The 12,962-nt window shown below is 70.4% G+C and carries 13 protein-coding genes and 2 tRNA genes; 12 read left to right on the top strand and 3 right to left on the bottom strand.

Features of this window, described 5'->3' with window-relative positions:
- Nucleotides 1–328: 328 nt before the first annotated feature.
- A complete protein-coding gene (locus ACZ4U1_RS38320; RefSeq protein WP_467908825.1) occupies nt 329–772 on the top strand; it encodes a hypothetical protein in 444 nt (147 codons plus the stop codon).
- Between the two features lie 155 nt (nt 773–927).
- Nucleotides 928–1,080: a hypothetical protein gene (locus ACZ4U1_RS38315; protein ID WP_167345734.1), complete on the top strand. Its 153-nt coding sequence runs from the start codon at nt 928–930 to the stop codon at nt 1,078–1,080.
- A gap of 70 nt (nt 1,081–1,150) precedes the next feature.
- Here ACZ4U1_RS38315 and ACZ4U1_RS38310 read toward each other — a convergent pair whose 3' ends face one another.
- Together ACZ4U1_RS38310 and ACZ4U1_RS38305 are read right to left on the bottom strand one after the other, a co-directional pair.
- Nucleotides 1,151–1,711 (bottom strand): CGNR zinc finger domain-containing protein, encoded by a 561-nt coding sequence (locus ACZ4U1_RS38310; protein ID WP_467908796.1) that lies wholly within the window; start codon nt 1,709–1,711, stop codon nt 1,151–1,153.
- A gap of 327 nt (nt 1,712–2,038) precedes the next feature.
- Nucleotides 2,039–2,452, bottom strand: a complete 414-nt coding sequence (locus tag ACZ4U1_RS38305; protein ID WP_004002642.1) for an SsgA family sporulation/cell division regulator — start codon at nt 2,450–2,452, stop codon at nt 2,039–2,041.
- A 191-nt stretch (nt 2,453–2,643) separates the two neighbouring features.
- On the opposite strand from ACZ4U1_RS38305, the gene ACZ4U1_RS38300 reads away from it, so the two are divergent.
- The 10 genes from ACZ4U1_RS38300 (at nt 2,644) to ACZ4U1_RS38255 (ending at nt 12,173) form a co-directional block, all read left to right on the top strand.
- Nucleotides 2,644–3,120 (top strand): TIGR02611 family protein, encoded by a 477-nt coding sequence (locus tag ACZ4U1_RS38300; RefSeq protein WP_467908795.1) that lies wholly within the window; start codon nt 2,644–2,646, stop codon nt 3,118–3,120.
- A gap of 84 nt (nt 3,121–3,204) precedes the next feature.
- A tRNA-Val gene (locus ACZ4U1_RS38295) sits at nt 3,205–3,276 on the top strand.
- 414 nt (nt 3,277–3,690) lie between these two features.
- Nucleotides 3,691–4,698, top strand: coding sequence for an alpha/beta fold hydrolase (locus tag ACZ4U1_RS38290; protein ID WP_467908794.1), 1,008 nt, complete (start codon nt 3,691–3,693; stop codon nt 4,696–4,698).
- A gap of 221 nt (nt 4,699–4,919) precedes the next feature.
- Nucleotides 4,920–6,203 (top strand): ABC transporter substrate-binding protein, encoded by a 1,284-nt coding sequence (locus tag ACZ4U1_RS38285; RefSeq protein WP_467908793.1) that lies wholly within the window; start codon nt 4,920–4,922, stop codon nt 6,201–6,203.
- On the top strand, nt 6,203–7,174 hold the full coding sequence (locus ACZ4U1_RS38280; RefSeq protein ID WP_467908792.1) for a carbohydrate ABC transporter permease: 972 nt from the start codon (nt 6,203–6,205) through the stop codon (nt 7,172–7,174). The genes ACZ4U1_RS38285 and ACZ4U1_RS38280 overlap by 1 nt, the downstream gene beginning before the upstream one ends.
- Entirely contained in the window at nt 7,171–8,055 is an 885-nt protein-coding gene (locus ACZ4U1_RS38275) for a carbohydrate ABC transporter permease (RefSeq protein WP_467908791.1), read from the top strand. Before ACZ4U1_RS38280 ends, ACZ4U1_RS38275 begins: the two co-directional genes overlap by 4 nt.
- A 4-nt stretch (nt 8,056–8,059) precedes the next feature.
- Nucleotides 8,060–8,650, top strand: coding sequence for a hypothetical protein (locus ACZ4U1_RS38270; RefSeq protein ID WP_467908790.1), 591 nt, complete (start codon nt 8,060–8,062; stop codon nt 8,648–8,650).
- 102 nt (nt 8,651–8,752) lie between these two features.
- Nucleotides 8,753–11,491 (top strand): exo-rhamnogalacturonan lyase family protein, encoded by a 2,739-nt coding sequence (locus tag ACZ4U1_RS38265; RefSeq protein WP_467908789.1) that lies wholly within the window; start codon nt 8,753–8,755, stop codon nt 11,489–11,491.
- 124 nt (nt 11,492–11,615) lie between these two features.
- Nucleotides 11,616–12,062 carry an SRPBCC family protein gene (locus ACZ4U1_RS38260; RefSeq protein WP_467908788.1) on the top strand — a complete coding sequence of 149 codons (447 nt, stop codon included), beginning with the start codon at nt 11,616–11,618 and terminating at the stop codon, nt 12,060–12,062.
- Nucleotides 12,063–12,101: 39 nt separating this feature from the next.
- Nucleotides 12,102–12,173, top strand: a tRNA-Val gene (locus ACZ4U1_RS38255).
- Between the two features lie 50 nt (nt 12,174–12,223).
- On the opposite strand, the gene ACZ4U1_RS38250 is transcribed toward ACZ4U1_RS38255, so the two are convergent.
- Nucleotides 12,224–12,949 (bottom strand): exonuclease domain-containing protein, encoded by a 726-nt coding sequence (locus ACZ4U1_RS38250; RefSeq protein ID WP_467908787.1) that lies wholly within the window; start codon nt 12,947–12,949, stop codon nt 12,224–12,226.
- Between the last annotated feature and the right edge of the window lie 13 nt (nt 12,950–12,962).

Below are 12,962 nucleotides of genomic sequence, written 5' to 3'. Positions count from 1 at the left end.
CCGGTACCGGGCCCGCCGACCGGCCATCCAGAAGCTACCGGCAGTGCGGGAGCGATCGGCAGTGCACGAGCGACCGGCAGTGCGGGAGCGATCGGCAGTGCACGAGCGACCGGCAGTGCGCGAGCGACCCGGCGTTCAGGAGCGACCGGCCGTCCGGGGAACGACCCGCACTCCGGGAGCGCTCGGCACTCCGGGGTCGACCGGCGCCCCAGGTGGAGGCGACCCGGAGCCGACCCGGAGATGTCCCTGATGTCCGGCTGGAGCATGGCATCACGGGGATCCGGCGGTGCACGATGGAAGCGACGAGACGACCTGCCAGGAGGACCGGATGATCGCCGAGACAGTCTGCTCCGCCGTGTCCGCGGCGGGCCTGGGTATCGCGGTGGTCACGGCCTACCGCAAGCGTTTCCTGACGGCGGCCCGCCTCGCGGCCTACTCACTGGTGCCGATCGGCCTGGTGATGACCGGAGTCGTCGGCTGGCTCGCCGACACCGCCCTCAGCCCCACCGCGTGGGCGGGCTTCGGCGTGCTCGGCGCGGCCTGGCTGCTGTTCGCCGGTACCCGTGCCGTGGAGCGCCGGCGCGGAGGTGCCGGCGCCGAGCGCGAGGCGGCCGGGCGGGCCGGGCACGACGCGGTGGCGCCCACGGCTTCGGCGCCGTCCCTGGGCGGGGCCGCCCGCCCCGCCGCGCGCCCGTCCCCCGCACCCCGGACCACCGACTCCGCCGAGGACTTCAGCGACATCGAGGCGATCCTCAAGAAGCACGGCATATGACAGTCACATGACTCGGTGAAACGACACAGTGGGTCCGCGGGCGTCCGGAATCGTTCACCAGCCGAACGAGACCTCACGGTATTCGGCGAACTCCCGCAAGATCCCTGTGCGCTGATCGCGGGCCGGGCGTGGGGTGCGTCATGATCTGCGGCGAGATGCTGGACACGACACAGAGCGAGGCCGCGCCGCCGAAGGACGAGCCGCGCGGGTGCCTCTTCGCCCTTTCCCAGCCACCGCTGATGATCTTCCTGGCGGTGATCGGGTGTCTGCTCCTCATGGCTGCGCTGCACGATCTGCTGTTGCTGTGAGCCGTACACGTCCGTCCCGGCGCCACCCGCCGGGACCGACGTCGCACCGGACGTGCGGGCCCCGTACGACTCAGCCCGCCGCCTCCCTGCGCCGGGCCCGGTAGGCGGCGACATGCAGCCGGTTTCCGCAGGTGCGGCTGTCGCAGTAGCGGCGCGAGCGGTTGCGGGACAGATCCACGAAGGCGCGCCGGCAGTCCGGTGCCTCACAGCGCCGCAGCCGTTCCCGCTCGCCGGCCACCACGAAGAAGGCGAGCGCCATCCCGCAGTCGGCGGCGAGGTGGTCGGCCACCGAGGCGCCGGGGGCGAAGTAGTGCACATGCCAGTCGTAGCCGTCGTGGTCCGTCAGGCGGGGCGTGGTGCCCGCCGCCGCGACCAGCTCGTTGATCATCATGGCGGCGGACCGGGAGTCCGGCGCGGCGAAGATCGCCGCGAACCGCCCCCGGACCCTGCGTACGGCCGAGAGGTCGAACTCCGACAGCACGCCGACGTCGCTCATCTTGTGGTTCCGCACGAAATCCGCGAGTGCCGGGACATCGGGCAGTCCGTCCGCCGCCGCGTCGTCCTCCGGCGCGGTGTTCACCAGATCCACCACGGTGTCGAGGGCACACCGGGTGTCGTGGGTGATCAGCACGTTTCGCTCCCTGGCCTGAGGGTCGGGCGGGCGCCCGCCGATGCTGGCCGATGGTAGCGACAACCGCGCCCACCGCACCCGTCCATGACCGACCTGGCTTGCCCGCCCCGGCTTGCCGGGAGAACGCCGCGGAGCCCTCCGGGGTTCCCGGCCCCGCGGTCCGCACCGACCGCAGCCGGCCGCACACGGTCCGCAGCGGCCGGGCGCAAGCCGACGCCGTCACCGTGAGCACTCACGGTGACGGCGTCGGCCTGTGCCGTATGCGGTTGTCTTGGCCCGAGCCGTCTCCCCGAGTGGACGGCGCCGGGCTGCTTCCAGGGCGGCGACCTAGCTCTCCGCCAGGATGTGCGAGAGCTCCTGATCCAGGTCGAAGTGCCGGTGTTCCGTGCCCGGCGGCACGGCGGCGTCGGTTCGCTTCAGGAAGGACTCCAGGGCCCGCGCCGGGGCCTCGAGCAGTGCCTCCCCCTCCGGGGAGCTGAGGGCGATGCACACGACGCCCTGACCATGACTGCGGGATGGCCAGACGCGGACGTCGCCGGTGCCGGTGGGCCGGTGGAGCCCCTCGGCGAGGAGGTCGCGGGCGAACACCCACTCGACGGTCTCCTCGGCTCCGGTGTGGAAGGTGGCGTGCACGGCGTAGGGGTCGGCCGTGTCGTACCGCAGGCCTGCGGGGACAGGCAGGGAGGACTCGCTCGACACAACGAGGCGCAGGTGCAGCTCGCAGCTGACCGTGGTGTTCATAAGCGCCAGGGCCTTTCGCTCAGTGTGCGCTCGGGGATTCGCACGTCGGCGAAATCGACATGCCACCTACGGTGCCGTTGTAAACCCCTCTGAGGGTTTTGCGTGCCTTTACGTAACTCTTCCGGCCGAGAACTCGTACCAGTCCTGCCGCCATTCCGGTGACCGGATTCACTCCGGTAGGGTTTGTCTGTATGAATACGGGGAGTGACGAGCCAGCCGAGGTCGCCGTGGCAGCAGACAAGGCGAGAGCGGACCGGCCCGAGGCCGGGCAGGAGACCGGGCAGGACGACGAGCGCGGCCTCGGCTCACGGGCGCCGGAATTCATCAAGGCCCGCCGGCTCCTGCACCTGAGCTGGCAGGTCGGCGTCTTCGTGGTCGGCCTCGCGGTGGTCGGCGCGGGCATCGTGATGCTGCCGCTGCCCGGTCCCGGCTGGGTGGTGATCTTCGGCGGCATGGCGATCTGGGCGACCGAGTTCGTCTGGGCCCAGCTCGTGCTCCGCTGGACCAAACGCAAGGTCACCGAGGCGGCCCAGCGGGCCCTCGACCCCAAGGTGCGCCGCCGCAACATCACCCTGACCGTGATCGGGCTGGTGATCATCGGCGTGCTCGTCGGGATCTACCTGTGGAAGTTCGGCCTCGTCATGCCCTGGAAGATCAAGGACCAGTGACGCGGCTTGGGGGCCGGCGGCGTCCGCCGCCCGGCCCCTGGTCGGAAGCACCCCCTGACATGGGGTAATGTTCTTCCTGCGCCCGGGCGATTAGCTCAGTGGGAGAGCGCTTCGTTCACACCGAAGAGGTCACTGGTTCGAACCCAGTATCGCCCACCCGGACCGACGGCCCACCTGCGACAAGCAGGTGGGCCGTCGGCGTATCCGCGTCCAGGACGCCCTCTCCGGCGGCCCCGTCGGCCGCTCGCCGGGCAGCTCCTGCGACGGTCCCGACGGCCACTTCCCGGGCAGCCGCCACGGCGGTCCCCGGCCAAGGCCCGCCACCGCCGTCTTTTGCCGAACCGGCAACTTCCCTCGTGCCCGCCGGCCTGCTCACCCGATCATCGTTTCTGCGGAGCCCCACCCCGACCCCCGGCCACCGCGTGCACGCCCAGGACCACATCTCCTCACCCGCCCCGGCAGTGCGCGCCCATCGGGTCCGTGCGTCGCGCCGGGCCCCAGCCCAGCGGCCATCCAGCAGCCCCCGTCCAGCAGCCCACCCCACCGGAGACCAGCCACCCAGGAGGCCCCATGTCGCCCACCGCCCCGGACCACACCCCAGCCCCCAGCCACCACCTCCTCCCCACCCCCGCCGGCCGCACCCACCTCGTGCGGCAGGGCCCCCACGACGGCCCCCTCGTGCTGCTTCTGCACGGCTTCCCGGAGTCCTGGTACGCCTGGCGGCACCAGTTGCCGGCGCTCGCGGCCGCCGGTTACCGGGCGGTGGCGATCGACGTCAGGGGCTACGGCCGCTCGTCGAAACCGGAGTCCGTGGACGCGTACCGGATGCTCGACCTGGTCGCGGACAACGTTGCCGTGGTGGAGGCGCTGGACGAGCGCTCCGCGGTGGTCGTCGGGCACGACTGGGGCGCGACGATCGCCGCCGTATCCGCCCTGACCAGGCCGGATGTGTTCCGGGCGGTGGGGCTGCTGGGCGTGCCGTACAACCCGCCCGGCGGTCCGCGGCCCAGCGAGGTCTTCGCGGGGATGGCCGGGGCGGGGACGGGGGAGGAGTTCTACGTCTCGTACTTCCAGCGGCCGGGCCGGGCGGAGGCCGAGATCGAGCCCGACGTGCGCGGCTGGCTCGCCGGCTTCTACGCGGCCCTGTCCGCCGACACCATGCCCGCGCCGGGCGCCCCCGACCCGCACTTCGTCGGCGCCGGCGGCACCCTGCGTGAACGTTTCCCCGCCGGTGTGCTGCCGTCCTGGCTGGGGGAGCGGGACCTCGACGTCCTCGCCGGGGAGTTCGAGCGGACCGGGCTGACCGGGGCTCTGAACCGGTACCGGAACATGGACCGGGACTGGGCGGACCTGGCCGGTTACGCGGGTGCCCCCCTCACGCAGCCCTCGCTGTTCGTCGGGGGTGCGCGGGACGCCTCCCTCGCCTGGCTGGACGGCGCCCTCAAGGCGTACCCGGAGACCCTGCCCGGGCTCCGTGGCTCGCACATCCTGGACGGATGCGGGCACTTCGTCCAGCAGGAACGCCCGGAGGACACGAACCGGATCCTGCTCGACTGGCTGGCGTCCCTGCCTGGCTGAGTCTGTCCGACCGTCTGTTCGGCCTGTCGGCCACGCCCTCTCCCACCAGGGCGAACGGCCGTCAGGCCGGCCGACCCGCCCGTGCCGCGGGCGGTCGCCCGCAAGAAAATCCTGTCCGAATCATTGACGCACCCCGGACCCCTCCGTACCTTGTGCCAGCAAGCGCTTACTTGAAACGATTCATGCGGCGCGGCGACGATGCTGCGGGGAGGGGCCCGACTGTGGGAACCAGGAATCTTGACAGGCGTACGATCCTGAAGGCGGCCGGGGCCTCGGCGGCCACGCTGGGGCTCGCCGCGACGACCGGCTGCGGGGGCGAAAGCGGTTCCGGGAACGGGACGGTGACGATCCGTTACTCCTGGTGGGGTGCCGAGGAACGGGCCAAGAAGATCAACCAGTCCATTGCGCTCTTCGAGGAGAAGTACCCGAAGATCAAGGTAAGAACGGACTTCCAGACGTACCAATCGTTCTGGGAGAAGTTCCAGACGCAGGCCGCCGGCGGTAATCCCCCGGACGTTTTCCAAAACGCCGTCACTTTCCTTCGGAAGTACGACAAGCGAGGAATTCTCCTCGACCTGAAGTCGCAGGTGCAGGCCGGAAATCTGAGCCTGGATCACTTCCGTGAGGGCGTCACGAAGGTCGGCGAGGTCGACGGCAAGCAGCTCGGCATTCCCGTCGGCTCCAACACGATGGCACTCGTCGTCGACAAGAAGGTCTTCCGGAAGGCGGGCGTCGAGCCGCAGCCGGGCTGGACCTGGGACGAGTACTTCAAGGCCCTGAAGACCATCCACGACAAGACGAAGGTCCCCGGGGACACCGGCTACTTCACCATCATGTACCTGTACGACCTCTACCTCCGGCAGAACGGCAAGGCGTTCTTCACCGACGACGGACTCGGCTTCGACCAGGCCGATCTGACGGAGTGGTGGACCGACGGATACAACCGCGTCAAGGCCGGGCACGTCACCGACCCGAAGGTCGTCTCCCAGGACCAGCCCAAGTCCTCCATGTCCGCCGGTCACGGCGCCTCGGAGTTCACCTGGGACAACTTCACCGTCCGCTACTCCGCCGAGGGCGACAGCGAGTACGGCCTCGCGCCGATCCCCACCACGGACGGCAAGCACACCGGCCAGTACCTCGCCTCCCTGATGCTCAGCGCCTCCGCCCGCACCTCGCACCCCAAGGAAGTCGCGCAGTTCATCAACTTCATGGTCCACGACCCCCGGGTCGGCAAGATCATGGGCTACGACCGGGGCATCCTCGCGAGCACCGAGCAGTACGAGGCCTACCAGCCGACCGACGCGATCAACAAGGAGATCGCGCGGTACGAGGAGGACACCGCCAAGTCCGGAGTCCTCGGCACGATCACCCCGCACCCCTCCGGTGCCGACACCATCGAGGCCGCCTTCCTGCGCATCGGCGGCGACCTCGGACAGGGCAAGGCGAAGGTCTCGGACGCGGTGAAGCAGTTCTTCACCGAGGCCGAGGCCGCCTTCCAGGCCTGATGGGAACAGCCGTGACGCTCGTCAAGGACTCCGTGCCCGCGACCCGCGCAGCACGCTCGGCCGCCACCGCGAGGACGGGGCGGCCGGGCCGGCGGCGGGAGAACCTCGCCGGCTACCTCTTCATGTCCCCGTGGATCGCCGGCTTCCTGCTGCTGACCGCGGGCCCGATGGTCGCCTCGCTGTACTTCGCGTTCACCGACTACAACCTCTTCAACACCCCGAAGTGGATCGGGTTCGACAACTTCACCAAGATGTTCGACGACCCGCGCTGGCAGAAGTCGGTGGAGGTGACGGCCAAGTACGTCGTCATCGGCACCCCGCTGAAGCTGCTGCTCGCGCTGGGCGTCGCCCTGCTCCTCGCGCAGAGCCGCCGCGGCCAGGCCTTCTACCGGGCCGCCTTCTACGCCCCCTCGCTCATCGGCGCGAGCGTCTCGGTCGGCTTCGTCTGGCGGTCGCTGTTCTCCGACGACGCCGTCGTGGACCGTACGCAGAGCTTCCTCGGCTTCCACGTCGGCGGCTGGGTCGGCAACGCCGACTGGGTGCTGTACTGCCTGGTCGCGCTGACCGTCTGGCAGTTCGGCGCCCCCATGGTCATCTTCCTCGCCGGGCTCAAGCAGGTGCCGAAGGAGCTGTACGAGGCGGCCGAGATGGACGGCGCAGGCCCCTTCCGGAAGTTCTGGAACATCACCCTGCCGATGATTTCCCCCGTTCTCTTCTTCAACGTCCTGCTGGAGACCATCCACTCCTTCCAGATCTTCGGCTCGGCCTACGTCGTCTCCAACACCTACTGCGGACCGGCCGACGCCACCCTCGTCTACACCTGCTACCTCTACCAGCAGGGCTTCAAGAACTCCCAGATGGGATTCGCCTCCGCGATGGCCTGGATGCTGCTGCTCGCCGTGGCCCTGGTGACGGCCGTCCTCTTCTGGTCGCAGAAGAAGTGGGTGCACTACGAGGAGGGCGCCCGATGAGTTCCAGCTCCACGAGTTCCCCGAGTTCCCTCACCGGCCCCGGCCGCAAGCGCACCGGTTCCCTCGTCTGGCATCTCGGCGCCCTGCTGATCCTGGCCGTCATCCTCTACCCGGTCGTCTGGGTGCTCGGCGCCTCCTTCAAGCCGAGCAAGGACATCATCAACAGCCTCACGCTGTTCCCGTCCCACCCGATCCTGTCCAACTTCAAGGGCCTCGCCGACGGCATAGCGGATATCAGCATCTGGACGTTCTTCCAGAACTCCCTCGTCTACGCGGCCGGCGCGGTCGCCGGCGTCCTGATCTCCTGCTCGCTCACCGCGTACGCCTTCGCCCGCATCCGGTTCGCGGGGCGCAACCTGCTGTTCTCCCTCATGATCGGCACGCTCCTGCTGCCGTACCACGTGCTGCTGATCCCGCAGTACGTGATGTTCCAGAAGCTGGAGCTGGTCAACACCTACGTCCCGCTGCTGATCGGCAAGTACCTCGCCACCGAGGCCTTCTTCGTCTTCCTCATGGTGCAGTTCATGCGGAACCTGCCCCGGGAACTGGACGAGGCCGCCCGCCTCGACGGCTGCGGACACCTGCGGATCTACTGGTCGATCGTGCTGCCGCTGTGCCGGCCCGCGCTCATCACCAGCGCCATCTTCACCTTCATCAACGCCTGGAACGACTTCATGGGCCCGCTGATCTATCTGAACGAGCCCGGCAAGTACACCGTCTCGCTGGGCCTGATGATGTTCCGCGACTCCGACGGAGTGGCCGCGAACTACGGCGGCATGATCGCGATGTCGCTCGTCGCGCTGCTGCCCGTGCTGCTGTTCTTCCTCGCCTTCCAGCGCTATCTCATCGACGGCATGGCGACCTCCGGACTGAAGGGCTGAAGCCATGGCCGAAGCACGGGTGAGGCCGCGCAGGGAGTCCCCGTTCGCGGAGAGGTTCGGGATCTTCGCCGAGTGTCTGCTGACCGGGGTGTGGATCGCGGTCGCCTCCCTCGGAGTCGTCACCTGCCCGGCCGCGTTCGCCGCCGGTGCCCGGCACCTGCGCCGGCGCGCGGCCCACCAGGGCGGCGGGTGGCGGGAGTTCACCGCCGACTTCCGCTCCGCGCTGCGCGGGGGCTGGGCGGTCGGTGTCGCCGGGTGGGTCGTCGCGTGGCTCGCCTGGGTGGACGTCCAGGCCGTGCGGGCCGGGCTGCCCGGCGGGCCGCTGGTCGGGGCCGTAGGACTGTTCGCGCTGATCGGGCTCGCCGTGGCCGGGCTGCGGGCGGCGGCGGTCTGGGAGCCGGGGGAGCGTTGGCGGGTGCTGCTCGCCGGTGCGGGCCGCCGTACCGTCCGGGACCCCGCCGGATCCTTCCTGCTCGTCGGCGGAGCCGTGCTGACCTGCTGTTCCGCCCTGCTCATCGCCCCGCTGGCGGTCCCCGTGTCGGGGGCCGTCGCCGCGGCGGCCGTCGCCGTCGAGGAGCGGTACCGGCGCCGCTGAGCCGTGGTGCCCGTCCCTCAGGCCGGCGCCCCGAGCGCCGCGCCTCTTCCTGTCATGCCCCTGATCAGCCCCGCACCCGTACGCAAGGAAGGCCGCACTCCCATGTCTCCCATCCCCCGCAGGTCCCTCCTCAAGGCCGCCGCCGTCGCCGGAGCCGCCGCCCAGTTCAGCTGGGCCCTGGGCGCCAAGGGAGCCGAGGCGGCACCCGGAGCCGCCGCCGACGGCGCCGACCCGGTGACCCTGGACTGGCTGGAGGACGGCGGCCTCGGCGCCGCCCCCGGCGCCACCGTCGGCGTGCCCTGGCCGATGGGCGCCCACCAGGAGGACCAGACCTTCGCCGTCACGGACGCCGACGGCACAAACGTCCCCGTCCAGACCTGGCCGCTCGCCTACTGGCCCGACGGCTCCCTCAAGTGGACCGCCCACGCGGTCAGTTCCGGAACCGGCAAGCTCACCCTCACGGCGGGCACCCCCGCCGAGCCCGCGAAGAAGGTGACCGTCGACGAGAACGGCGGCACCGTCGACGTCTCCACCGGCGTCATCACCGCGAAGATCGGCAAGAACGGCTCCACGATCGTCAAGTCCGTCACCCGCGGCTCCACCGAGATCGCCAGGAACGGCCGGCTCGTCCTCATCCGGCAGCCCGAGATCGAGGACGGGGACCAGGGCACCGTCAAGACCGAGCGGTTCGACGGCCAGATCTCCGAGGTCACCGTGGAACAGGACGGCCCCGTCCGGGCCGTCGTCCGCATCGACGGCAAGCACCGCAAGGGCGACCGCGGCTGGCTGCCGTTCTCCCTCCGCCTCTATTTCTACGCCGGCTCCGACTCCTTCCGCATGGTGCACACGATCACCTACGACGGCACCCAGGAGCCCGGCAAGTCCTCCGGCGACTTCATCCGCGGCCTCGGCGTCCGCTTCACGGTGCCCATGCGCGACGCGGCCTACGACCGGCACATCCGCCTCGGCGGCGAGGGCACCGGCCTGCTCCGCGAGGCCGTCCAGGGCATCACCGGCCTGCGCCGCGACCCCGGCGCCGCCGTGCAGGCCGCCCAGTACGAGGGGAAGAAGCTGCCCGACCCGGCCACCTGGGACCAGCGGGTGACGACACGGCTGCAGTACATCCCGCACTGGGGCGACTACACCCTCTCCCAGCTCTCCGCCGACGGCTTCACCGTCCGCAAGCGCACCAAGAAGGGCCACGGCTGGATCACCGCCGGCGGCGGCCGGCGGGCCTCCGGCTTCGGCTACGTCGGCGGCGCGAGCGGCGGCCTCTCCTTCGGCCTGCGGGACTTCTGGGAGAAGTTCCCCGCCCAGCTCGACGTCCGCGACGCCCAGACCGACGAGGCCACCGTCACCCTCTGGCTCTGGTCACCCGAGGCCCAGCCCATGGACCTGCGCTTCTACCACGACGGCATGGGCCAGGACACCTACGCCGAACAGCTCGAAGGCCTCAACATCACCTACGAGGACTACGAGCCCGGCTTCGGCACCCCCTACGGCATCGCCCGCACCTCCGAACTCCTCTTCTGGGCCAACGACTCCACCCCCGCCGCCGAGACCCTCGCCCGGCAGGCCGAAGCCGTACGGGTCCTGCCCCAGCTGGCCGCCCCACCGAAGCAACTCATCAAGGCCAAGGTCTTCGGCCCCGGCCTGTACTCCGAGCCCGACCGCTCCACCCCGGCCAAGGCGAAGATCGAGGACCACCTCGACTTCCTCTTCACCTACTACAGGGACCAGGTGGAGATGCGCCGCTGGTACGGCTTCTGGGACTACGGCGACATCATGCACACCTACGACTCCGCCCGGCACGTGTGGCGGTACGACATCGGCGGCTACGCCTGGGACAACTCCGAGCTGTCGCCCGACCTGTGGCTCTGGTACGCGTACCTGCGTTCCGGCCGGTCCGACATCTTCCGCTTCGCCGAGGCGATGACCCGGCACACCGGCGAGGTCGACGTCTACCACCTCGGCAAGTGGGCCGGCCTCGGCACCCGGCACGGCGTCCAGCACTACGCCGACAGCGCCAAACAGCAGCGCATCGCCAACACCACGTACCGGCGCTTCTACTACTTCCTCACCGCGGACGAACGCGTCGGCGACCTCATGCACGCCAACGTCGACTCCGACGAGACCTTCCTCGTCCTCGACCCGCAGCGCAAGGTCCGCACCGACCCCTACACCCCCGACCGGCACGCCCTGTCGATCGGCTTCGGCACCGACTGGAGCGGTCTGGTGTCGGCCTGGCTGACGGAGTGGGAACGCAAGGGCCCCAAGTGGGAGAAGGCCAAGGCGCGCGTGCTGTCCACGATGGAGGGCATCGCCGCCCAGCCCAACGGCTTCGTCCAGGGCAGCGGCCTGTACGACCTCGACACCGGGAAGTTCGCCGTCGCCGACAAACCGGTCGTCTCCGTCTCCCACCTCTCGGCCGTCTTCGGGCTGAACGAGCTGTGCGCCGAACTGATCCACCTCGTCGACATGCCGAGGTTCAAGGAGGCCTACCTGGACTACTGCCGCTACTTCAACGCCACCAAGGCCGAACAGGCCGCACGCTACGGCTCCAACTTCGGCACCCTGCTGCTCTTCCAGGGCCACTCCCGACTCGACGCCTACGCCGCCGTACAGACCGGGGACGCCGCCCTCGCCAAGCGCGCCTGGGCCAAGTTCTACAGCTCCGACGGCTACACCGAGTCCTCCCCCTGGAAGACCGAGAAGCTCACCGGACCGGCCACCCTGGTCGCCGGCAGCGAGGCGACGTGGGTGTCCACCAACGACACCGCCCTCTACGGCCTCGCCGCCATCGAGAACCTGGCCCTGCTCGGCGACAGGATGCCGGCCTGACCGGGACTGGGGAGCGCCGCTGCACGGGCGGCGGCGCTCGCGCCCCCAGTGTGACGTGTGCCACGGACCGGCGCATGAGTACGCGTACTCAGATTTATGCACCGGTTCGCGCCACACTCGTCCCATGAACCGGAACCGCTACCGCTTCCGCAGCCTGTGGCCCCTGCCCGCCCCGCCGGCCGCCGTGTACGCGGCACTGGAGCGCGCCGAGGACTACCCCCGCTGGTGGCCACAGGTGCGCGCGGCGACCCGCCTGCGCGGCGGCACCGGCACGATCACCATCCGGTCCGTGCTGCCGTACAGCCTCACCTGCACCGTGCGGGAGACCCGCCGGGACCCGGCCGCCGGCGTCCTGGAGGCCACCCTGTCCGGAGACATCGACGGCTGGGTCCGCTGGACGGTCACCCCCGGCGGCCCCGGCACGCTCGCCCGCTACGACCAGGAGGTCCACGTCCGCAAGCCCCTGCTCAGGCGGCTCGCCCTCCCCGCACGGCCGCTCCTGCGCCTCAACCACCGCCTGATGATGCGGGCCGGACGACGCGGACTGCTGCGACGGCTCCGAGCGGTTTGAAGGAACCGCGCCCGGACCTGTATTGTTCAGTGCGTTCCCGGGCGATTAGCTCAGTGGGAGAGCGCTTCGTTCACACCGAAGAGGTCACTGGTTCGAACCCAGTATCGCCCACCGGGAAAGGCCGGTCCGCCACAGCGGACCGGCCTTCTTGCTGTCGCCGCTCACGCCGCGGCCGGCAGCTCCGGACGCAGCGGCCACTCCGTGCTGACGATCTCCTCCGACCCGCTGCGCGCGAACCACGCCTGCAGCCCCCGCGCCTGCGCCGCGTACCAGTTCGCCTGCAACGTGTGCAGCTCGGCGGGGGACAGCCGCTCCAGCCGGGCCGCGAAACGGCGGCCCACGGCCCGTACGACATCCAGCGCGGCCAGCGCGTCCGCCGCCGCGTCGTGCGCGTCCTGAAGCGTCACGCCGTAGTGCGCGCACAGGTCGGTCAGCGTCCGGCGGCCCTTGCGGTACCGGTCCAGATGCTTGTCCAGCACCCGCGGATCCAGCACCCGCAGCGGCACCGACTGGAACCAGCGGTCCAGCGCCGACGCCCGGTGCCGGCGCAACTCCCGGTCCAGCAGCGTCAGATCGAACGGCGCGTTCATCACCACCAGCGGACGCCCCAGCGCCGCGTGCTCGGCCAGCTGCTCCGCTATCTCGTACATCACCGGAGCCGGCCAGCGCCCGTTGTGCTGCAGGTGCTCCTCCGTCAGCCCGTGCACCGCCGTCGCCGCCTCCGGCACCGGCACACCCGGGTTCACCAGCCAACGGCTGACCCGGGGCCGGGTCCCCGGCGCGTCCTGGACGACGACGGCGGCCGACACGATCCGGTCGGTCTCGACGTCCACGCCCGTCGTCTCCGTGTCGAAGGCGGCCAGCGGCCCCTCGTACCAGGTCGTCATCCCAACCCAACTC

Source organism: Streptomyces sp. NPDC028928 (genome assembly GCF_055564915.1).
Note: the sequence above shows the minus strand (reverse complement) of the source record. Positions and strands in the feature narration are given on the sequence as shown.